Source organism: Hydrogenophaga sp., assembly GCF_048549895.1.
Lineage (GTDB): Bacteria > Pseudomonadota > Gammaproteobacteria > Burkholderiales > Burkholderiaceae_C > Hydrogenophaga.
Genome location: NZ_JBLYYB010000120.1, coordinates 1 through 21405, shown reverse-complemented (window position 1 = coordinate 21405; position 21405 = coordinate 1). Strand labels below are relative to the sequence as shown.

Below are 21405 nucleotides of genomic sequence, written 5' to 3'. Positions count from 1 at the left end.
TGGGAAAACGCGTGCTGCAGATCGGCTGCGACCCCAAACACGACAGCACCTTCACCCTGACCAAGAAGATGCTGCCCACCGTGATCGACGTGCTGGAAACGGTGGACTTCCACGCCGAAGAACTGCGCGTGGAGGACTTCGTGTTCCCCGGCTACAACGGCGTGATGTGTGTGGAGGCCGGTGGTCCACCCGCGGGCACCGGCTGCGGCGGTTACGTGGTCGGCCAGACCGTGAAACTGCTCAAGGAGCACCACCTGCTCGAAGACACCGACGTGGTGATCTTCGACGTGCTGGGCGACGTGGTGTGCGGCGGCTTTGCCGCCCCGCTGCAGCACGCCGACCGCGCGCTCATCGTCACCGCCAATGACTTCGATTCGATCTTCGCGATGAACCGCATCGTGCAGGCGATCGGCGCCAAGGCCAAGAACTACAACGTGCGCCTGGGTGGTGTGATCGCCAACCGCAGCGCCGCCACCGACCAGATCGACAAATACAACCACCAGATCGGCCTGAAGCTCGCCGCGCACTTTCCCGACCTGGACGTGATCCGCCGCAGCCGCCTGAAAAAGAGCACCTTGTTCGAGATGGAAACATCGCCCGAACTCGAGGCGGTGAAGAAGGAATACATGCGCCTGGCCGCATCGCTCTGGCTGGGTGTGGAGCCGCTGGCGGCCGTGCCCATGAAGGACCGCGACATCTTCGATCTGCTGGGTTTCGATTGAGCGGAGACGTTTCGATGAAAACCTCCAACGCCAACTACATCGAGCGCCGCTCGGAGATCGAAAACTATTTCGATCGCACGGCCGCGAAGGCCTGGGAGCGGCTCACGTCCAACGCGCCGGTGGGCCGCATCCGCGCCTCGGTGCGGGCCGGGCGTGACGAGATGCGCAACACGCTGCTGAGCTGGCTGCCGCAGGACATGCGCGGCCTGCGCCTGCTCGATGCCGGCTGCGGCACCGGGGCGCTGGCTTTGGAAGCCATGCAGCGCGGCGCCGAGGTGGTGGCCATCGACCTCTCGCCCACGCTGGTGCAGCTGGGCCGCGAACGCAACGCCACGCTCACCCCCAACGGGCGCGGCGGCAGCATCACCTACCTCTCGGGCGACATGCTGGACGACGCGCTCGGCCAGTTCGACCACGTGGTGGCGATGGACTCGGTGATCCACTACGACACGCCCGACATCGCCAACGCCATCCAGCGCCTCGCCGCCCGCACGCGCGGCAGTGTGCTCTTCACCATCGCGCCCAGCAGCCCGCTGCTGAGCGTGGCCCACGCCATGGGCCGCTTCTTCCCCAGCAGCGACCGTTCACCCGCGCTCACCCCGGTGTCGCAGGCCCGCCTGCGCGCCTTGTTGTTGCAGGGCTTGGGCAGCAGTGGCTGGACCGAGGGCCGCACCCAACGTGTGTCGGGCGGCTTCTACACCTCACAAGCCTGGGAGTGGACGCGGTGAACCTGAGCCGGATGCTCTCCCCCGCCTGGGCGATGAACATCACCCGGCGGTACGCGCCGTTCGCGGACGCGGCATCCACCGACCTGCCACTGGGCCGCTTGCTGCGGCTCTCCCTGTTCCAGCTCTCCATCGGCATCACCGTCGCATTGCTGGTGGGCACGCTCAACCGCGTGATGATCGTCGAGCTCGCCGTGCCGGCCTGGTGGGTGGCGCTCTCGGTGGCGCTGCCGCTGGTGTTTGCCCCGCTGCGTGCGCTCATTGGTTACCGCAGCGACACGCACCCTTCTGCGCTCGGCCTCAAGCGCATGCCCTACATGTGGATCGGCACGCTGCTCATGTTCGGCGGCCTGGCCATCATGCCGTTTGCCCTGTTGCTGCTGACCGTCACCGACGCCAGCGTGTGGGCCGGTCGCATCGGCGCAGCGCTCGCCTTTTTGCTGGTGGGTGCGGGCATGCAGATCACCCAGACCGCCGGCATGGCGCTGGCCAGCGATCTCTCGCCCGAAGACAAGCGCCCGCGTGTGGTGGCACTGCTCTACAGCACGCTGCTGGTGGGCATGATCGTCGGCAGCGCGCTGCTGGGTTTTGTGCTGATCGATTTCACGCCCACGCGCCTGGTGCAGGTGGTGCAGGGTGCGGCAGTCCTGGTGGCCCTGCTCAACATCGCCTCGCTGTGGAAACAGGAGCCGCGCCAAGCGCGACGCGGCGCGCGCGAGGCCCATGGCTTCTCGCGCAGCTGGGCCCGGCTCATGGCGATTCCGAAGATCAAGCGCTTCCTGTGGACTGTGGGCCTGGGCACCGTGGCCTTCAACATGCAGGACATCATCCTGGAGCCCTACGGCGGCCAGGTGCTGGGCCTCAATGTGAGCCTCACAAGTTCGCTCACCGCCATGAGCGCGGGCGGTGCGCTGCTCGCCTTCGTGCTGTCGGCGCGTTTCATGGCGCGTGGTCTGGACACCATCCGCCTGGCCGCCATCGGTGCCTTGCTCGGCTTGCCCGCGTTTGCCTGCGTGATCTTCTCGGCGCCGCTGAACTCGCCCTTGCTGTTTCAGGTGGGCGCGGCGCTCATCGGTTTCTCCAGCGGCCTGTTCTCGGTGAGCATGTTGCTCACCGCCATGGACCTGCCCGAGCGCGAACTCACCGGCCTGGTGCTGGGCGCCTGGGGTGCCGTGCAGGCCACGGCGGGCGGGCTGTCCATGGCGTTTGGCGGTGTGCTGCGCGATGTGGTGGGCAGCCTGGCCACCCACGGCTGGCTGGGCGAAGCGCTCAATTCCCCGGTCACGGGCTACAGCTTCGTGTTCCACCTCGAGATCTATTTGCTCTTCGCGGTGCTCATCGCGCTGGGCCCCCTGGTGCGCCGCTCCCAAGCGGCCACCGAGCGCAACCCCCATCCGATTGGCCTGGCCGAGTTGCCGGGTTGAAACAGCGTTGAACCAGAGTCGAAGAGCGAGTCACCGAGCCAGCCCTCATTGAAGGAGAACCACCATGGACACAGGCGCAATCACCCAGTACGTCGACGTTGCACAACTCGTGCTTTACGCGTTCTGGATTTTCTTCTTCGGATTGATCTACTACCTCCAGCGGGAGAGCCACCGCGAGGGTTACCCGATGGACCCCGGCCGTGAGAACGGCCCGGTGACGCCGGGCTGGCCCACCGCCCAGCCCAAGAGCTACGAGCTCGAAGACGGCCGCACGTTTTTTGCGCCCGACCCGAACCGCGCCGACGGCACCTACTCGGCCACGCCGACGCACCGCTGGGCCGGCTCGCCGCTGGACCCGGTGGGCGATCCGCTGCTGGCTGGCGTGGGCCCGGGTGCCTGGGCAGCGCGCGCCGACCACCCCGACATGACGCTCGAAGGTGAAGCCAAGATCGTTCCCCTGCGCGCCGCCGCCGGCCACGGCGTGGCCCGGCAGGACACCGATCCCCGAGGCCTGCCGGTGTATGGCGCCGACCAGGAAATCGCCGGTGTGGTGCGCGACATGTGGGTCGACAAGTCGGAAATGATGTTCCGCTACATCGAGGTCGATCTCAAGAGCGGTGGCTCGGTGCTGCTGCCGGTGAACTTCTCGCGCATCCGCAAGGACGGTGTGAGCGTGCACGCCCTGCTGGCCGAGCAGTTTGCGAATGTGCCCAAGACGCGCAACCCCGAGCAGGTGACGCTGCTGGAAGAAGAAAAGATCGTCGCCTACTACGGCGCCGGTCTGCTGTACGCCACGCCCCAGCGCATGGAGCCCATGCTGTGAACGCGCACCACGAACACGAATTCGAGGCCGCGCCCGGCCTGCCCGAGCCGCTGCCCCAAGGCGAGCGCCTGCTCTGGCAGGGCAGCCCCGATTGGCGCACGTTGGCCATCCACGCCTTCCATGTGCGCAAGCTCGCCATCTATTTCGCGGGCATGTTGGGCCTGCAGTGGCTCTACCTGCTGGGTGAGCCCGGCGGCTCTGTGCTGATGCCGCTGCTCACCAGCGCCGTGCTGGCCACGGTGGCCCTGGGCCTGCTGGCGCTCACCGCCTGGTTTTCTGCGCGCACCACCGTCTACACCCTGACCGACCGCCGCATCCTCATGCGCATCGGCATCGTGCTCACGCTCACCTTCAACCTGCCGCTGCGCAAGCTGGCCGCAGCCGCCATCCGCCCGCAGGCCGGAGGTCATGGCGACATCGCGCTCACCCTGACCGGTGAAGACCGCATCGCCTACCTGAACCTCTGGCCCCACGCACGGCCCTGGCTGCTCAAGCAGCCCCAGCCCAGCCTGCGCTGCGTGCCCGATGCGCACCGGATCGGCGAGCTGGTGTTGCAAGCCTGGACCGCGCAGAACACCGACACGCTGGCCATTCTGGGCACGAACGAGCAGGCGCCCGCGCCGGTGCGCCAGCCGCGCGAGCGCGAGGTCGCTGTCGCTTGATTGTTTTCCGGAGAACCGCCATGAACACGCACCACCCCTCACCCCTGGGCACCGCCACCCCCTGGCCCATCTGGGCACTCGGCATTTTTTTGCTGGTGGTGCTGGCCGGTGTGACGCTGCAGATGAAGGTGTTTGGTGTGGCGCCACCGCAGGCCCATGAGGCGGTGCAGTGGGAACGCCAGCTGTCGTTTGTGGGCCAGTCCAACGGCGACATTGCGGTGCTGGATGCGGGCACCAAGCAGGAGGTGGCGCGCTTCCAGGGCGAGCAGGGTTTTCTGCGCGGCAGCCTGCGCGCACTCAACCGCGAGCGCAAGCGCAGCGGCATGAACCCCGACCTGCCGTTTCAATTGACCGGCCACGTGGATGGCCGCATCACGCTGCTGGACACCGCCACCGGCCAGCGCCTGAGCCTGGAGTCGTTCGGTCCCACCAACTCGGCCGTGTTCTCGCAGCTGCAGTGGGCCAGGCCCGCCTCTTGAATTCCAACCCCATCCGGAGCCAACGATGAACACCCAGACAGCCAGCCCCGAGATCGATCACGTTGCCCTGTTGATGGACACGGTGGAGAGCGCCGAAGACGCCAACGCCAAGGCGGTACGCAACACCGTGCTCTCACCGCGCTTCTACACCACCGACTTCAAGGCCATGGACGCGCTCGATGTGTCCAGGGTGCGGGCCGACTGGGACGTGATGATGAAGGAGTACGAGGGCGACAACAACCACGACCACTTCCAGCGCGACGCCGCGTTTGCCGAAGAAGTGCGCACCTTGATGCCCCAGCTCTCGCCCGAGATGCGCCAGGAGTTCCTGGACTTCCTCATCAGTTCGCTGACCTCGGAGTTCTCCGGTTGCATCCTCTACAACGAGATCCGCAAGAACGTCAGCAACCCCGACATCAAACAACTCATGACCTACATGGCGCGCGACGAATCGCGCCACGCGGGGTTCATCAACCAGTCGCTCAAAGACTTCAACCTCGGCATCGATCTGGGCAGCCTCAAACGCAACAAGGCCTACACCTACTTCAAGCCCAAGTACATCTTCTACGCCACCTACCTCAGCGAGAAGATCGGCTACGCGCGTTACATCACCATCTTCCGCCAGTTGGAGCGCCACCCCGACAAGCGTTTCCACCCCATCTTTCGCTGGTTCGAGCGCTGGTGCAACGACGAGTTTCGCCATGGCGAATCGTTTGCGCTGATCATGCGTTCGCAGCCCGCGCTGCTGCAGGGCGGCAACAAGCTCTGGATCCGCTTTTTCATCCTCGCGGTGTACGCCACCATGTACGTGCGCGACCACACGCGCCCGCTGCTGCACGAGGCCATGGGCCTGGAATCCAGCAGCTACGACTTTGAAGTGTTCCGCATCACCAACGACATCTGCCGCCAGGTGTTCCCGGTCGAGGTGGACATCGACAACCCCGCGTTCCGCAGCGGCCTGGAGCGCCTGCTGAAGATCTCGCTCATCGCCGACCGGGCCAAGCAGCGCGGCGGGCTGGTCGGCAAGCTGCAGGTGGCCAGCTGTGCGGTGCAGGCGGCGTTCACCTTTGGTCGTTTGTATTTCCTGCCGGTGAAGAAACAGGAACTGCCGCAGACGATTCGCATGGAGCCGGTCTGGTAACAGCCGCCATGTCCACCACGTTCCCGTTCGGGCTGAGCCTGCCCTTCGACAAGCTCAGGACAATCGGAAAAGCCCCGCGGCAAGAGCCCTTCGACAGGCTCAGGGCGAACGGGTGAGGCGATGAGCGAAACGATCGCCCCCGCGCTGTTTGCGCTGCTGTGCTGGTGGTTCGGTACCGGTGCCATCCTGTGGCTGGTGCGCAGGGCGCCCACCACCTTTCCCTGGAGCATGGGCGTCTTGAGCCTGCTGTTGCTGGGCAGCCTGTGGACCACCGAGCTCAGCATGCAGGACCACACGGTGGGCAGCGCCTACCTGGCATTCGTCAGCGTGATCGTGATGTGGAGCTGGCACGAGATGGCCTTTCTCACCGGCTGGCTCACCGGGCCGCGCCGCGTGCCGCTGCAAGCGGGTGCGCGTGGCTGGACACGTTTCATCCAGTCGGTGCAGGCCGTCATCTGGCACGAGCTGGCCCTGCTGGCCAACTTTGGTGTGTTGCTGTGGATGCAGCAGGGCCAGGCCGGGCATGTGGCGATCTGCACCTTTGCCTTGCTCTGGTGCATGCGCTTCTCGGCCAAGATGAACCTGTTTCTGGGTGTGCCCGAAACCGGCGAACAGTACCTGCCCGGCCACCTCACCTACCTGGCCAGCTACTTCAGGCGCGGGCCGCTCACGCTGTTTTATTACCTCACGGTGGGCCTCTCGTGCGCCGTGTGGGCCTGGATGGTGTGGCAGGTGTCCAGCGGCACGTCAGTCGTCACCACCGGCTGGGTCTTGCTCGCGGCCCTGCTGGGCCTGGCCATCGTGGAACACGTGATCATGGCGTTTCCCACGCCCATGCAGAAACTCTGGGGCTGGGCCATGTCGCGCAGCCCGGTGATCAAACCGGAAAAAGCATGAACGCTTTTCGCACGCCCGAAGACCTGTGGGATCTGCCTCCCGCGTCGCGTCCGTCGTCGCCAAGACCTTCGCCGGACGCGCCCCACGCCGTCATCATTGGCAGCGGTTTTGGCGGCTTGGCCTCGGCCGTGCGCCTGGCCGCCAAAGGCTGGCGCGTGACCGTCCTCGAAAAACTCGACGCACCCGGTGGCCGGGCCTACGTGCACCACCAGAACGGTCACGTGTTCGACGCCGGCCCGACCATCATCACCGTGCCGTTTCTGTTCGAAGAGCTGTGGGCGCTGGCGGGCCGCAAGCTCAGCGACGACATCGAACTGCGCGCGCTCGACCCGTTCTACCGCATCCGTTTTGATGACGGTGACGAGTTCAACTACAGCGGCGACCCCGAGAAGATGCGCGCCGAGGTGCGCCGCATCAGCCCGGGCGACTCAGCCGGCTACGAGCGTTTCATGGCCGAGGCCGACCACTGCTACCGCCTGGGCTTCGAGGCCCTGGGCGACAAGGCGTTTGATACCGTGGGCGACCTCATCAAGGCCAGCCCGGCCATCTTCAAGATGCGCGGCTGGCGCAGCCTGCACGCCATGGTGGCCGCGCACCTGAAGCACCCCAAGCTGCGCATGGCCATGAGCCTGCAGAGCCTGCTGATCGGCGGCAACCCGTTCTCGGTGACCTGCATCTACAGCCTCATCAACGCGCTGGAGCGCAAGTACGGCGTGCACTGGGCCGTGGGCGGCACTGGCAAGCTCGTGCAAGGCCTGGTGAGCTTGCTGCAGGGGCAGGGCGGGGTGTTGCGTTGCAACGCCGAAGTGAAACGCATCGAGGTGGACCAGGGCGTGGCCACCGGCGTGACGCTGGCCAGCGGCGAGCGCATCAGCGCCGACATCGTGATCTCGAACGCGGACACCGCCTGGACCTACCGCCACCTGATCGACGCAAAACACCGCCGCCACTGGACCGACCGCAAGGTGGAGAACGGCCGCTACTCCATGAGCCTCTTCGTCTGGTACTTCGGCACCAGCCAGCAATACACCGACGTGCCGCACCACATGATGCTGCTCGGCCCGCGCTACAAGGAACTGCTCAAAGACATCTTCCGCCGCCACAAACTGGCCGACGATTTCAGCCTGTACCTGCACCGCCCCACCGCGAGCGACGCGTCCATGGCGCCGGCCGGGCACGACACGTTTTACGCGCTGGCCCCGGTGCCCCACCTGGACAGCGGCACCGACTGGGCCACGCAGGCGGAATCGTTCAGAAAGGCCATTGCCGAGGTGCTGGACCGCACCGTGTTGCCCGGCTTCGAGCAGCACATCAGCGCGTCGTTGATCACCACACCGCAAGATTTTCACGACCGCCTGCTGTCGTTCAAAGGCGCGGCCTTCGGTCTGGAGCCGCTGCTGCTGCAGAGCGCGTGGTTCCGCCCGCACAACCGCAGCGAAGACGTGGACGGCCTGTACATGGTGGGCGCCAGCACCCACCCCGGCGCGGGTGTGCCGGGCGTGCTGATGTCGGCCAAGGCGCTGGATTCGGTGGTTCCGATGGCAACAACCTGGCAGCAACAACATGCCCGCAAACACGTCACACGCTGAGACGGCAGCGCCCCGCGCCGCGGTGGATCTGGACGCCTGCGTGGCGCTCATGCGCACCGGCTCCAAGACCTTTTTTGCCGCCAGCCGCCTGCTGCCGGTTCGTGTGCGCGCCTCCTCCATCGCGCTCTACGCCTTCTGCCGCGTGGCCGACGACATGGTGGACAGCGGCGAGATGGAGATTGACGACGCCATGCGCGTGCTCTCGCACCGGCTGGACCGCATCTACGCGGGGGACCCGCAAGACTGCGTGGAAGACCGCGCGCTCTCGGTGGTGGTGCAGCGCCACGAACTGCCTCGCCCCCTGCTCGACGCTTTGCTCGACGGCTTCGCGTGGGATGCGCAGGGCCGGCGCTACGACACGCTGGAGCAAGTGCACGACTACGGCGCGCGCGTGGCCGGCAGCGTGGGCGCCATGATGTGCTGGATCATGGGCGTGCGCAGCCCGCAGGCGCTGGCGCGGGCGTGTGAACTCGGCGTGGCGATGCAGCTCACCAACATCGCGCGCGACGTGGGCGAAGACGCGCGCAACGGCCGCCTGTATTTGCCGCGTCAGTGGATGGCGCAGGCCGGCATCGACACCGACGCCTGGCTGCGGCAACCCACGGGCAGCCCGGCGCTGCAAGGCGTGGTGGCGCGCCTGCTGGATGAAGCCGACCGCTTGTACGAACAGGCCGCCGCCGGCATAGCACAGCTGCCGCGCGACTGCCGATCGGCCATCCTGGCGGCGCGTTTGATTTATGCCGAGATCGGCCAGCAGCTGCGCCGCGAGGGCCTGGACCCGTGTGCACGCCGCGCGGTGGTGCCCGCCTCGCGCAAGCTGGTGTTGCTGGTGTGTGCCTCGGTGCAATCGGGTTGGGTCGGGCGCTCGGCCGCGGTGGTGCCGCCGCTGGCCGCCATCGCCTATCTGGTGGACCAGTGCCACACGCTGGAGAGCAGCGCGTTTTCCAGCGGCATCTGCACGCGGCCCTTCAACCAGCGCATGGCCTGGATGCTGGAGATGTTCGAGCGGGTCGAGGCGCGCCGTCAGGAAGAGCGCAGCGGTGCCCGGGACCGCACAGCGGCGGCGCAGCAGCTTTCACATTGAAGGCGCGGTCACCGCCCTGACCCGCACCTCTTCGAGCCCGACTCATTTGGCTGGCTGTCAATGGCGGGTTGCGCCAATCTGCTTCAGATCGGCACGCGCGTGCCCAGCTCCACCACCGCGTTGCCGGGCAGCCTGAAGAAGTCCACCACGCCACCGGCGTTGTGGCTCATGGCGGCAAACAGGCGTTCACGCCAGCGCCACATGCCACCACCGGGTGTGGGCACCACGGTCTCGCGGCTCAGGAAGTAGCTGGTCTCGAACACCGGGATGCGCAGGCCGTGCGGTTCGGTGAGCGCCAGGGCCCTGGGCACGTCGGGCGTGTTCATGAAACCAAAGTGCAGCGTGACGCGCCAGAAGCTGTGGCCCAGCGCCTGCACCTCCACGCGTTCTTCCATCGGCACCCACGGCACCTCATGGAACTTCACGGTCAGCACCACGTTGCGCTCGTGCAGCACCTGGTTGTGCTTGAGGTTGTGCAGCAGCGCCTGCGGCACGGTGCTCGGGTCAGCCACGGGGTACACGGCGGTGCGCTCGGCGCGGTGCACGCTGCGCGGGTCCAGGCTATCGATGAAGCCTTGCAACTCCAGGCCATCGCGGCGAACGCTCTCCAGCAGCAGATCGCGTCCGCGCGACCAGGTGCTCATGAGGCCGAACAGCACCAGGCCGAGTGCCAGCGGAAACCAGCCACCGTCAAAAAACTTCACCGCGCAGCCAGCGACCAGCAACACGTCGATGGCCAGAAAAAACACCGTGGCGCCGATGGCCAGCGGCTTGGGCAGGCGCCAGCCTTCGCGCACCACAAAGTAGGTGAGCACGGTGGTGATCATCATGGTGAGCGTGACCGCGATGCCGTAGGCACCGGCCAGCGCCGACGAACTGCCAAAGCCCACCACGGCGGCCACCACGCCGACCATCAAGACCCAGTTGACCGCGGGCATGTAGATCTGCCCGGCCTCGCGCGCCGAGGTGTACTTGATCGCCATGCGCGGCAGAAAGCCGAGCTGGATCGCCTGTTTGGTCATGGAGTACGCGCCCGAGATCACGGCCTGCGAAGCGATGATGGCGGCCATCGTGGCCAGCACCAGCGCGGGCAACACGAAAGCCTCGGGGAACAGCCGGTAGAACGGGTTTTCAATCGCGGTGGGGTCGGCCATGAGCAGCGCGCCCTGGCCCATGTAGTTGAGCGCCAGGCCGGGCAGCACGAGGCCGGTCCAGGCGAGCTGGATCGGCTTGCGGCCGAAGTGGCCCATGTCGGCGTAGAGCGCCTCGGCGCCGGTGAGCGCCAGCACGATCGCGCCCACGGCGGCAAACACGTACCAGCCGCGCTCCATGAGGAAGGTCCAGGCGTGCACCGGGTTGAGCGCCGAGAGGATGGCCGGCTGCTCGACGATGTGCACCACACCGATGGCGCCCAACGTGACGAACCACAGCACGATGATGGGACCGAACAGCTTGCCCACCAGGCCGGTGCCGAAGCGCTGCACCGCGAACAGGCCCACCACGATGACCACGGTGATCGGGATCACATAGGGCGCCAGTGCCGGGGTCAGCAACTGCAGGCCTTCCATGGCGCCGAGCACCGAAATGGCGGGCGTGATCACGCTGTCGCCATAAAACAGCGTGGCGCCGAACACGCCGAGCAGCAGCAGCGCGTTGCGCAAGGCCGGGCGCGAGCGCACCGCGTGCGCCGCCAGCGCGGTGAGCGCCAGGCCACCGCCTTCGCCGCGGTTGTCGGCGCGCAGGATCAGGATCACGTATTTCAGGGTGACCACGAGCATGAGTGCCCAGAAGATCACCGAGACCGCGCCGATCAGGTTGTGCGCGTTCAGCGCCACGCCGGTGGCCGGCGCGAAGATTTCCTTGACGGTGTAGAGCGGGCTGGTGCCGATGTCGCCGTACACCACACCCAGCGCGCCCAGGGTGAGGGCGGCGGTGCCTTGGCGTTGCAGGGGCGTGGCGGGTTGGTCGGCGTCGAGGGACGCGGTGGTCGCGGTCATGGGCGAGGGTGCGAAGTGAAGAAGTGCCGCAGCGTACCGATGGGTGCATCAGGAACGCATAAGGGTCCGCTTCAGCTGTTCACTCGTCGCCCTCCACCAGCCGGTAGCCCACGCCAGGCTCGGTCAACAGCCGCTGCGGGTCGGCCGGGTCGGCCTCCAGCTTGGCGCGCAGCTGCCCCATGTAGAGCCGCAGGTAGTGTGTGTGTTCGGTGAACTCGGCGCCCCACACATCGGCCAGCAGCTGGCGGTGGGTGACCACCTGGCCGGCGTTGCGCACCAGGCGCGCCAGCAGCTTGAGCTCGGTGGGCGTGAGGTGCACGTCGTCAAGGCCCAGGCGCACGCGGTGCGCGCGCAGGTCGATGTGCAGCGTGCTCTGTGTGTAGTGGGTGATGGCCGCCTGCGTGGGCGTGCCGCGGTGGCGCAGCGCCACGCGCATGCGCGCGAGCAGCTCGCCCAGGCTGAAGGGCTTCACCAGAAAGTCGTCGGCGCCCGCGTCGAGCAGGCGGATCTTGGGGTCGTCGGTCTCGCGCGCCGAGATCACGATCACCGGCGTGCTGCGCCCGCGCCGCAAGGCCGTGAGCAAGGTTTCACCGTCGCCGTCGGGCAGGCCCAGGTCGAGCAGCACGATGTCCACATCGGTGTTGGCCAGCAGCGCGTGCGCGTCGGCCAGGCTGGCGGCGGCGGCCACTTGGTAGCCCTCGACCATGAGCGATTCGCGCAAGGTGGTGCGCAGTTCGCGGTCGTCTTCCACCAGCAGCACCTTGAGGCTCATGGGAGCGCCTCCGCTGCGCTGGTCTGTGCCGTGGTCACGGGCAGCGTGCATTCGAAGCTGCAGCCGCCGCGCTGGCGCATGCGCAGCGTGAGTTCACCGCCGTGTGCGCGGGCGATGGTGCGGCAGACCGCCAGGCCCACACCGGCGCCACGCCGGGCTGGTGCGTCGGCCGGCTGCGCCGTGCCACCGGGGTCACCGCGCTGAAAGGCATCAAACACCCGCTCGCGCCACTCGGGTGCAATGCCCGGGCCGCGGTCCAGCACAGCCAGGCGGATCAGCCCGGTCTCCAGCGTCGCGGCGATCTCCACCGGTGCCGCATCGCCGCCGTACTTGAGCGCGTTGTCCACCAGGTTGTCCAGCAGCTGCACCAGCAGCACCGCGTCCACGCGCAGCAGCGGCAGGCCGGGTTGCAGGCGCGCTTTCACTGCGCGGTTGGGCTGGCGCTGGCGGGCGCGGCGCAGCACCGTGCCCACCATCTCTTCGGCCGATTCCCAGTCCAGGTGCAGGGCCAGGCCCGGTGTGTCCAGGCGCGCGAGCTGCAGTGTGTTGTCGGTGATGCGGCCGAGCTGGCCGGCCTCGTCGATGATGGTCGCGGCCAGGCGCTGGCGTTGCTCGGCCGAGAGCCGGTCGGCCTGGTCGTGCAGCGAGGAGGCCGCACCCAGGATGGTGGCCAGCGGTGTGCGGTAGTCGTGCGAGATCGCCGCCAGCAAGGTGTTGCGCAGCGCGTGTGCGTGGGCCTGCTCGCGCGCCAGCGCGGCGGCTTGGGTGGCGTTGGCGCGCTCCAGCGCCAGGCCCATCTGGTCGCACAAGGCCTGGGCGTGGGCGCGCAGTTCGGGCGTGGCCTCGGGCGGGTTCGTCAGCGGCAGCAGCGCGGCGCCCAGACCGGCCTGGCGCCCGCGCAGCGGCAGGTACCAGGCGGCCTGGTCTTCGTGGCGCCCGGTGCCCGGCCCCATGGCCTGGCTGTGGCGCAGGCTCATGCCCAGGCCTTCCCAGCCATCGCTGCTGGCCTCGCCCAGGCGGGTGTCGGCATCGGCGCCGTCGCGCAAGAGCAGGGCCACGGGCGCGCCCACCAGGGCGCCCAGCGCGGCCTGCAGATCGGGCGCGAGCGAGCGGGGGTCGTCGGTGTCGCGCAGCGTGGCGCCCACGTCCTGCAGTTGCCGTGCGCGCTGTGCGAGCAGGCGTTCGGCTTCGGCCAGGCGGCGCTGGCGCGCCATGAGCAGCGCCACGGTCCAGCTCACCGAGAGCATGGTGGTCAGCAGCAGGGCGTGTTGGTGCAGGTCCACGCTGAAGGTGAAGCGCGGTGGCACAAACGCGAAGTTGAACACCAGCACCGCGAGCGCACACGCCGCCAGGCACATGGCCGGGGTGAGCCAGAGCGCGGCCATGGCCGAGGCCAGCACCAGCAGCATGGCCAGGTTGGCCAGATCGAGCACCGGGTACAGCACGCCCATGGCCAGCGCGGCCAGGACCCAGACCAGGGCGCCTGGCCAGCGGATGGGGTGGGAATGGGGTGGCGTTGCGTCCGGTGGCGTCATCGGCGCAACGTAGCACACCCCGCGTCAGGATCGCATCAGGACGGCGGCGGTTCAGGCGGCTTGCGGCTGCAGGAACACACGCGCCTTGCGCGGCGCCACCACCACGGTGTCGCCCTCTTTGATACCGAGTTCCTTGAAGCGGTCGGCCGACAGGTGGGCTTCGATCAGCTTGGGCCGCTCGCCGTTGGCGGGGGCTTCGAGTGGCAGCAGTTCGAGGCGTGCGATCGGCCCCACCACCACCGCGCGGTCCAGCCTGACCACCATGCCGTTCAGGCCAGGCGCGTAGGGCAACACATCGAGCTCGTGTGGGCGCACGTAGGCGAAAGCCTGCGCGTCCTGCGCGCCGGCGTGTTCGGGCGACGCGATCGACACGCCGTCCAGGTGCATCTGGCCTTCGTGCGCGCGGCCGTGAAACAGGTTCACGTCGCCCAGGAAGCCGTACACAAACGGGCTGGCCGGGTGGTCCCACACGTCTTGCGGCGCACCCACCTGTTCCACATGGCCCTGGTTCATGAGCACCACACGGTCCGCCACTTCGAGGGCTTCTTCCTGGTCGTGTGTGACGAAAACGCTGGTCACGTGCAGCTCGTCGTGCAGGCGCCGCAGCCAGCGGCGCAGCTCCTTGCGCACCTTGGCGTCGAGCGCACCGAAGGGCTCGTCGAGCAGCAGCACCTTGGGTTCCACCGCGAGCGCACGCGCGAGCGCAATGCGCTGACGCTGGCCGCCCGAGAGCTGCGAGGGGTAGCGGTCGGCCAGCCAGTCGAGCTGCACCAGCTTGAGCAGGTCGTGCACCTTGGCCTTGATCTGCGCGTCGCTCGGGCGCTCGCCGCGCGGTTTCACGCGCAGGCCGAAGGCCACGTTTTCCAGCACGGTCATGTGGCGGAACAGCGCGTAGTGCTGGAACACAAAGCCCACGTTGCGCTCGCGCACATGCACGTCGGTGGTGTCTTCACCGCTGAAGAAGATGTTGCCGGTGTCCGGAGTCTCCAGGCCGGCAATGATGCGCAGCAGCGTGGTCTTGCCGCAGCCCGACGGGCCGAGGAGGGCGAGCAGTTCACCCGAGTGGATGTCGAGGTTGACGTTGTTCAGCGCCTGGAAGGTGCCGAAGTGTTTGTTGATGTTGCGGATCTCAATGCTCATGATGTTTGTCCCAGCAAGGGGTTGGCGACCGACGTGGGTCGCTCGGGTGGCAGCTCTGCGAGCGCCTTCATCTCGGCTTCCATGCGCCACTCGGCCACCGACTTGATCACCAGCGTGACCAGGGCCAGCAGTGCCAGCAACGAGGCCACGGCAAACGCGGCCACCGACTGGTACTCGTTGTAGAGCACTTCCACGTGCAGCGGCATGGTGTTGGTCTGGCCGCGGATGTGGCCCGAGACCACCGAGACCGCGCCGAACTCACCCATGGCCCGCGCATTGCACAAAATCACGCCGTAGATCAGGCCCCACTTGATGTTGGGCAGCGTCACATACCAGAAGGTCTGCCAGCCGCTGGCGCCCAGCACCTGGGCGGCCTGCTCTTCGTCGTTGCCCTGCGCCTGCATCAGCGGGATGAGTTCACGCGCGATGAAGGGAAAGGTGACGAAGACCGTGGCGAGGATGATGCCGGGCACGGCGAAGATGATCTTGATGTCGTGCTCCATCAGCCAGGGACCAAACCAGCCCTGCGCACCGAACACCAGCACGTAGATCAGACCCGCCACCACCGGCGACACCGAGAACGGCAGGTCGATCAGCGTGGTGAGGAAGGATTTGCCACGGAACTCGTACTTGGCAATGCACCAGGCCGCGGCCACGCCGAACACCAGGTTCAGCGGCACCGCAATGGCTGCGGTGATCAGGGTCAGGCGGATGGCCGACCAGGCGTCGGGCTCCTGCAGCGCTTCCCAGTAGGCGTCCCAGCCCTTGCGCAGGGCTTCGGTGAACACCGCTGCCAAAGGCAGCACGAGAAACAGGAACATGAAGACCAGCGCCACGCCGATCAGCGTGTTGCGCACCCAGCGCGCTTCGGTCGTGCCCTTGCGGGTGGTGCGGGGTGAGTTGACGGCGCTCATTGCAGGTTGCCTCCGGAACGCTTGCGCTGCCAGGTCTGCAGTCCGTTGATGAGCAGCAACAACACGAAGGAAATGGCCAGCATCACCGTGGCCACAGCGGTGGCACCCGCGTAGTCGTACTGCTCCAGCTTGCTGATGATGATGAGGGGCGTGATTTCGGAAATCATGGGCATGTTGCCGGCGATGAAGATGACCGAGCCGTACTCACCCACCGCACGCGCAAACGCCATGGCAAAACCGGTGAGCAGGGCGGGCGCGATGCTGGGGAAGATCACGCGGCTGAAGGTCTGCCAGCGCGTGGCGCCCAGGCAGGTGGCGGCTTCTTCGAGTTCTTTCTCGGTGTCTTCGAGCACCGGCTGCACCGTGCGCACGACGAAGGGCAGGCCGATGAAGATGAGGGCGATCACCACGCCGTTGGGGTTGAAGGCGAGCTGCAGGCCGAGCGGTTCGGTGTACTGCCCGATCCAGCCGTTGCCGGCCAGCAGCGCGGTGAGCGAAATGCCGGCCACGGCGGTGGGGAGCGCAAACGGCAGGTCCACCAGCGCATCGATGATCTTTTTGCCCGGAAAGCTGTAGCGCACCAGCACCCAGGCCACCAGCAGACCAAACACCGCGTTGACACAGGCCGCGATGAACGAGGCGCCGAAGGTGAGCTTGTACGACGCCAGCACGCGCGGCGCGGTGACGGCTTCCCAGAACTGCGGCCAGGTGAGCGTGAAGGTCTTGAAGATCAGCGCCGACAGCGGGATCAGCACGATCAGGCTCAGGTAAAAAACCGTGAAGCCCAGCGTGATGTTGAAGCCCGGCAGCACGCGGCGCGTGGCGCGCCGAGGCAGGGGGATTCCGTGCGGGGCAGCGGCGCCACCCAGCACGGCAGAGGGAGCGGAGGCCATTTATTTTCCGACGGTGTAGAGCTTGTCGAACTGACCGCCGTCGTTGAAGTGCACCTTCTGCGCCTCGGTCAGCGAGCCGAAGTACTGCTCCACGCTGAAGAGCTTGATCGGCTTGAAGGCGCTGGCGTACTTCTTCAACACCGCTTCGTTGCGCGGGCGGATGTTGTGCTTGGCCGCGATCTCCTGGCCTTCGGGGCTGTAGAGGAAGTCAAGGTAGGCCTTGGCCTCGGCAGCCGAGCCCTTCTTGCTCACCGTGCGCTCGACGATCGCGACCGGGTTCTCCGTCACGATGGACGCGCTGGGGTGGATGGCGTCGACCTTGCCGGCGCCGAACTCGGTGTCGACCGAGACCACTTCCGATTCGAAGGTCACCAGCACGTCGCCGATGTTGCGTTGCAGGAAGACGCCGGTGGCGTCACGCCCGCCGCGGGCCAGCACCGGCACGTTCTTGTAGAGCTTGCCCACGAACTCGGCGGCTTCGGCGTCAGAGCCGCCCTTGCTGCGCACATAGCCCCAGGCGGCCAGGTAGGCCATGCGGCCATTGCCACCCGTCTTGGGGTTGACCACGATCACCTGCACGCCGGGCTTGATCAGGTCGTCCCAGTCCTTGATGCCCTTGGGGTTGCCGTTGCGCACCAGGAACAGCATGGTCGAGGTGGTGGGCGCGGCGTTGTTGGCAAACTTCTGGCGCCAGTCCTTGGCGACCACACCCTTCTCGGCCAGAAAGTCCACGTCGGTCGTGGTGTTGAAGGTCACCACATCGGCCTCCAGGCCGTCGGCCACGGCGCGGGCCTGCGCGCTCGACCCGGCGTGCGACTGGTCGACCTTGATGTCCTTGCCGGTGGACTTTTTGTAGCTCGCGGCAAAGGCGACGTTGATGTCCTTGTAGAACTCACGCGCCACGTCGTACGAGACGTTGAGCAGCGTGGTCTGGGCACCCGCGAGCGCGGAGGTGGAGAGGGCGACGGCGGCGAGGGCTGCGCGCAAGGTGTTGTTCATGAGAGAGCTCCAAACGGAAACAGGATGTGACGAATTCTGGGCGTGGGCCTGGCGAAACCCAACGACTTTGTTCTTGTTTTCATATGCGACTCAGGCATATGCAGGCGTCACGCAGGTTCAACCGTGCGCACTGCGGCGGGCACATCGGCCCCCAGCGACTGCAGCAACGCCAGCCCCAGCGGCCAGGGGCCGTGGCCCGAGTCCACGTTGATGTGGCCCGCGTCGTTGAGCCGCACAAATTCGCTGCCCCAGGCGCGCGCGTAAGCGCCGGCCGTGCGCACCGGGCAATACGGGTCGTTGTTGCTGGCCACAAGAATGCTGCGGTAGGGCAGGCGCTGGTGGGGCACGGGGGCGAAATCGACCAGCACACCACGGCGCTCGGGGTCGGCCGGTGCCACCAGCAGCGCACCCTGGATGCGCTGGGCCATGGAGGCGGGCAGGTGCGTGGTGGTGATGCAGCCCAGGCTGTGTGCAACCACCACCACCGGGCCGGGTGCGCGCTCGATGGTTTCGCCCAGCCGATCGACCCAGGCGCGCTTGACTGGCGCGACCCAGTCGTCCTGCTCGACACGCAGAGCCGAGGGCAGGCTGTCAGCCCACAGGGTTTGCCAGTGGCCCGGGCCGGAGTTGCGCCAGCCGGGAATGATGATGACGGTGGGTGTGTCCATGCGCTGCATTGTGTGAAGCGCCCCCGCAATCGCCAACGACCATGAAGTGGTTTGCTCATGGGTTTGCGGCATATGGCCCAAGCGCAGGCACAAAGGCCACAGGAAGTTTGTGGTTGACGCGCTGGCGCGAATGACTCACGCTGCGGTTGGCGCAATGTTGGCTGCAGCTGCACGCAGCGTTGCGCAGCAAGCCCATGAACCTTTGCAAGGAGCTTCCATGCAGAACCGACAACCGTCCCCCGACGAGGCCATGGCCGACCACCCGCTGCAATACTCAGACCCGGAGTTGCGCGCCTACGCCGAGGAGCAGGCCGAAGACATCCTCGATTCGGTCGTGCACTACATGCCCCTCCTGCTGCCGACCATGGGCGCCATCCTGATCTTCATGTTGGCGTTCATCGCGGTGTTCATGGCCTGAGTGCGGCGTTCAGCGACAAACGTTTGCGCGGGGATGCTCACTGGTGCCGCTGATGCCATCCCTTGAGCGAAAAATCCGGGTACGCGTCAAAGCGTTGATCGCCCTTGCCGCCTTCCACCGGAACCCACGACGCCTTGGAGCCCAGCATGATGTGCACGTTCGCGGGCGGCGCAGGCAAGGGCGTGTCGATGGCTCCCGCATGCGGGTGCACCAGCTCGGGCCAGGTGGGGTCCCACAGCCAGAGCGCTGTGCCGCACTTGCCGCAAAAATGCCGCTGCGCGCTGCTGTGCCGCACCTGGTCGCCCTCGACGATCTGCGCCTGGTAGACGCGCAGGTGGCGTTTGCCGGTGATCTTCAGGGTGCTGTGGTCGGCACCCAGATTGACGGCGTAGCCACCGGTGCCGGCCGTCTTGCGGCAGACCGAGCAGTAGCAGCGCATGAACGGCATGGGCTCGGCCGATTCCACCGAGAACTTGACGCTGCCGCAATGGCAGGAACCTTCCAGATGCATGGTGCCTGCGCCGGTGAAGTCGAGACTTACACCAGTGCTTCGATGATGCGGATGTCCCGCTCGGCACCCTGCCCCAAAGCCGCCAGTGCTTCCTGATACGCCGGGCTGTCGTGCGCTTCGGTGGCCTGCGCCACGCTGTCAAATTCAAGCAGCACGGCGCGCTGGTTGACGGCGGCCTCATACACCTTGGCCGGCATGCCGCGCGCGAGGAAACGTCCTCCGGCGGCTTGCAGGGCGGGGCCGGCGAGCGCGGCGTAGGCAGCGAGTGCTGCGGGGTCGCTGATGGAGCGGTAGGTGGAGATCCAGTAGGCCTTGGGCATGTTCGTTCCTCGGTGGGTCGGGATGAGATTCAGAGGCTCCATCCTATGTGACACCCGTTCGCCTTACTTCTTCGTGTAGATCTGGTCGAAGCTGCCACCGTCCGAGAAGTGCACCTTGGCCGCCTGCTCCCAGCCACCGAACGCGTCTTCGATCTTGAACAGGTTGAGCTTGGGCAGCTGCTTGGCGTACTTGGCCTGCGCCTTGGTGGAGGTGGGGCGGTAGAAGTGTTTGCCGATGATGTCCTGCGCCTCTTCGGTGTAGAGGTATTCCAGGTAGGCCTGGGCCACGGCGCGTGTGCCTTTTTTGTCCACGTTCTTGTCGACCACGGTCACGGCGGGCTCGGCCAGGATGGACAGCGACGGGTAGACGAAGTCGACCTTGTTGCCGAATTCCTTCTCCAGCAGGTAGGCCTCGTTTTCCCAGGAGATGAACACGTCACCTTGGGCTCGCTGCGCGAAGGTGATGGAGGAGCCGCGCGCGCCGGAGTCGAGCACCGGCACGTTGGCGTAGAGCCTGGCGACGAACTCCTGCGCTTTGGCGTCATTGCCGTACTTGCGCTTGGCGAATTCCCAGGCGGCCAGGTAGTTCCAGCGCGCGCCGCCCGAGGTCTTGGGGTTGGGGGTGATGACCTTCACGTCCGGGCGGATCAGGTCGTCCCAGTCCTTGATGTTTTTCGGGTTGCCGGCGCGCGTGACCAGCACGATGGTGGAGGTGTAGGGCGAGCTGTTGAGTGGCAGGCGTTTCTGCCAGTCTTTCGGAATCCAGCCGCCGTTGTTGTGCAGCGCGTCGGTGTCGCCAGCCAGGGCCAGGGTGGCCACGTCGGCGTCCAGGCCGTCGATGATGGAGCGGGCCTGTTTGCCCGAGCCACCGTGGCTCTGTTTGATGGTCACGTCCTGGCCGGTCTTGGCCTTCCAGTGTTTGATGAAGGCCGCGTTGTATTCCACGTAGAGCTCACGCGTCGGGTCGTAGGACACGTTGAGCAGGGTCGCCGGCGCGGGCTGGGCGATGGCCGAGAAGGCGCTGGCGGTGAGGGCGGTGGCTGCAAGGGCCTGGATCAGGTGGCGGCGGGTGGTCATGTCGTTCCTTGTATGAACTGTTGAAAGTGACCGGATGATCCGGGCTTCAGCGCTGTTCAGGAACGAATGGATTTTTGGTTGTTTATTACCTAAACATCTGAGTCGAATGCCACCAGCGCTGGTTCAGCCCCCTAGGCGCTCCACCAGCCAGACCGAGCCGATCACCGCAATGGCCAGCGACCCGCCGGCCACCACCACCCAGCGGTAAAACGCGGTGTGGCGCAGCAGCCAGGCCAGCGGCAGGAACACCAGCACGATGGCGAGCTGGCCGATCTCCACGCCCACGTTGAAGCCGCCGAGCGCGAGTGCGAGCTGCTGCGCGGGCAGGGCGAGGTCGAGCAGCACGTTGGCGAAACCGAAGCCGTGGATGAGGCCGAAGGCAAACGCCAGGCGCCAGCGCTTGAGCGAGAACCAGCCGAGCAGGTTGTTGAGCGCGGCCAGGATCACCGAGAGCGCGATCACCGATTCGATGATGGCCACCGGCGGGTTGACCCAACCCACGATGGACGCCACCAGCGTGATGGAGTGCGCCACGGTGAAGGCGGTCACCACCGCCAGCACGTCCATGAACGACGTGCGAAAGCTCTCCACCGCAGGCCAGCTGGTCACGCGCTG

At 66.7% G+C, this 21405-nt stretch carries 23 protein-coding genes; 11 read left to right on the top strand and 12 right to left on the bottom strand.

Annotation, left to right across the window (positions count from 1 at the left end):
• From bchL to ACN4F8_RS12560, 10 genes are all read left to right on the top strand, one after another.
• Positions 1–722: ferredoxin:protochlorophyllide reductase (ATP-dependent) iron-sulfur ATP-binding protein (gene bchL, locus ACN4F8_RS12605; RefSeq protein WP_419473916.1), on the top strand; the 722-nt coding region annotated here is incomplete at its 5' end.
• Positions 723–736: 14 nt separating this feature from the next.
• Positions 737–1450, top strand: coding sequence for a magnesium protoporphyrin IX methyltransferase (bchM, locus tag ACN4F8_RS12600; RefSeq protein ID WP_419473915.1), 714 nt, complete (start codon positions 737–739; stop codon positions 1448–1450).
• The gene (locus ACN4F8_RS12595; RefSeq protein WP_419473914.1) at positions 1447–2871 is read left to right on the top strand and encodes a BCD family MFS transporter; all 1425 of its coding nucleotides are present in this window, start codon (positions 1447–1449) and stop codon (positions 2869–2871) included. The genes bchM and ACN4F8_RS12595 overlap by 4 nt, the downstream gene beginning before the upstream one ends.
• A gap of 64 nt (positions 2872–2935) precedes the next feature.
• Positions 2936–3694 (top strand): photosynthetic reaction center subunit H, encoded by a 759-nt coding sequence (puhA, locus tag ACN4F8_RS12590; RefSeq protein WP_419473913.1) that lies wholly within the window; start codon positions 2936–2938, stop codon positions 3692–3694.
• A complete protein-coding gene (puhB, locus tag ACN4F8_RS12585; RefSeq protein ID WP_419473912.1) occupies positions 3691–4356 on the top strand; it encodes a photosynthetic complex putative assembly protein PuhB in 666 nt (221 codons plus the stop codon). The genes puhA and puhB overlap by 4 nt, the downstream gene beginning before the upstream one ends.
• A 20-nt stretch (positions 4357–4376) precedes the next feature.
• Positions 4377–4835 carry a photosynthetic complex assembly protein PuhC gene (gene puhC, locus ACN4F8_RS12580; protein ID WP_419473911.1) on the top strand — a complete coding sequence of 153 codons (459 nt, stop codon included), beginning with the start codon at positions 4377–4379 and terminating at the stop codon, positions 4833–4835.
• 25 nt (positions 4836–4860) lie between these two features.
• Complete coding sequence (acsF, locus tag ACN4F8_RS12575) at positions 4861–5976, top strand: magnesium-protoporphyrin IX monomethyl ester (oxidative) cyclase (RefSeq protein WP_419473910.1); 1116 nt, start codon at positions 4861–4863, stop codon at positions 5974–5976.
• A 120-nt stretch (positions 5977–6096) separates the two neighbouring features.
• Positions 6097–6873, top strand: coding sequence for a putative photosynthetic complex assembly protein PuhE (gene puhE, locus ACN4F8_RS12570; RefSeq protein WP_419473909.1), 777 nt, complete (start codon positions 6097–6099; stop codon positions 6871–6873).
• Entirely contained in the window at positions 6870–8462 is a 1593-nt protein-coding gene (locus ACN4F8_RS12565; protein ID WP_419473908.1) for a phytoene desaturase, read from the top strand. Before puhE ends, ACN4F8_RS12565 begins: the two co-directional genes overlap by 4 nt.
• Complete coding sequence (locus ACN4F8_RS12560; protein ID WP_419473907.1) at positions 8437–9546, top strand: phytoene/squalene synthase family protein; 1110 nt, start codon at positions 8437–8439, stop codon at positions 9544–9546. The genes ACN4F8_RS12565 and ACN4F8_RS12560 overlap by 26 nt, the downstream gene beginning before the upstream one ends.
• A gap of 83 nt (positions 9547–9629) precedes the next feature.
• On the opposite strand, the gene ACN4F8_RS12555 is transcribed toward ACN4F8_RS12560, so the two are convergent.
• The 8 genes from ACN4F8_RS12555 to ACN4F8_RS12520 form a co-directional block, all read right to left on the bottom strand.
• Positions 9630–11543: a potassium transporter Kup gene (locus tag ACN4F8_RS12555; RefSeq protein ID WP_419473906.1), complete on the bottom strand. Its 1914-nt coding sequence runs from the start codon at positions 11541–11543 to the stop codon at positions 9630–9632.
• A 79-nt stretch (positions 11544–11622) separates the two neighbouring features.
• Positions 11623–12315: a response regulator gene (locus ACN4F8_RS12550; protein WP_419473905.1), complete on the bottom strand. Its 693-nt coding sequence runs from the start codon at positions 12313–12315 to the stop codon at positions 11623–11625.
• Positions 12312–13850, bottom strand: coding sequence for a sensor histidine kinase (locus tag ACN4F8_RS12545; protein WP_419473904.1), 1539 nt, complete (start codon positions 13848–13850; stop codon positions 12312–12314). Before ACN4F8_RS12545 ends, ACN4F8_RS12550 begins: the two co-directional genes overlap by 4 nt.
• Positions 13851–13901: 51 nt before the next feature.
• Entirely contained in the window at positions 13902–14990 is a 1089-nt protein-coding gene (locus tag ACN4F8_RS12540) for a sulfate/molybdate ABC transporter ATP-binding protein (protein ID WP_419473903.1), read from the bottom strand.
• Complete coding sequence (cysW, locus tag ACN4F8_RS12535; protein WP_419473902.1) at positions 14987–15904, bottom strand: sulfate ABC transporter permease subunit CysW; 918 nt, start codon at positions 15902–15904, stop codon at positions 14987–14989. Before cysW ends, ACN4F8_RS12540 begins: the two co-directional genes overlap by 4 nt.
• A complete protein-coding gene (gene cysT, locus ACN4F8_RS12530; protein WP_419473901.1) occupies positions 15901–16797 on the bottom strand; it encodes a sulfate ABC transporter permease subunit CysT in 897 nt (298 codons plus the stop codon). Before cysT ends, cysW begins: the two co-directional genes overlap by 4 nt.
• A complete protein-coding gene (locus tag ACN4F8_RS12525; RefSeq protein WP_419473900.1) occupies positions 16798–17796 on the bottom strand; it encodes a sulfate ABC transporter substrate-binding protein in 999 nt (332 codons plus the stop codon). It lies immediately after the preceding gene.
• A 107-nt stretch (positions 17797–17903) separates the two neighbouring features.
• Positions 17904–18464, bottom strand: coding sequence for an RBBP9/YdeN family alpha/beta hydrolase (locus ACN4F8_RS12520; protein WP_419473899.1), 561 nt, complete (start codon positions 18462–18464; stop codon positions 17904–17906).
• Between the two features lie 217 nt (positions 18465–18681).
• Here ACN4F8_RS12520 and ACN4F8_RS12515 point away from each other — a divergent pair, with 217 nt between their 5' ends.
• On the top strand, positions 18682–18882 hold the full coding sequence (locus ACN4F8_RS12515) for a hypothetical protein (protein WP_419473898.1): 201 nt from the start codon (positions 18682–18684) through the stop codon (positions 18880–18882).
• Between the two features lie 37 nt (positions 18883–18919).
• On the opposite strand, the gene ACN4F8_RS12510 is transcribed toward ACN4F8_RS12515, so the two are convergent.
• The 4 genes from ACN4F8_RS12510 to ACN4F8_RS12495 form a co-directional block, all read right to left on the bottom strand.
• On the bottom strand, positions 18920–19393 hold the full coding sequence (locus ACN4F8_RS12510; protein ID WP_419473897.1) for a GFA family protein: 474 nt from the start codon (positions 19391–19393) through the stop codon (positions 18920–18922).
• A gap of 26 nt (positions 19394–19419) precedes the next feature.
• Entirely contained in the window at positions 19420–19713 is a 294-nt protein-coding gene (locus ACN4F8_RS12505) for a DUF1330 domain-containing protein (protein ID WP_419473896.1), read from the bottom strand.
• Positions 19714–19776: 63 nt separating this feature from the next.
• Positions 19777–20790 (bottom strand): sulfate ABC transporter substrate-binding protein, encoded by a 1014-nt coding sequence (locus tag ACN4F8_RS12500; RefSeq protein ID WP_419473895.1) that lies wholly within the window; start codon positions 20788–20790, stop codon positions 19777–19779.
• A 123-nt stretch (positions 20791–20913) separates the two neighbouring features.
• Positions 20914–21405: HupE/UreJ family protein (locus tag ACN4F8_RS12495; protein ID WP_419473894.1), on the bottom strand; the 492-nt coding region annotated here is incomplete at its 5' end.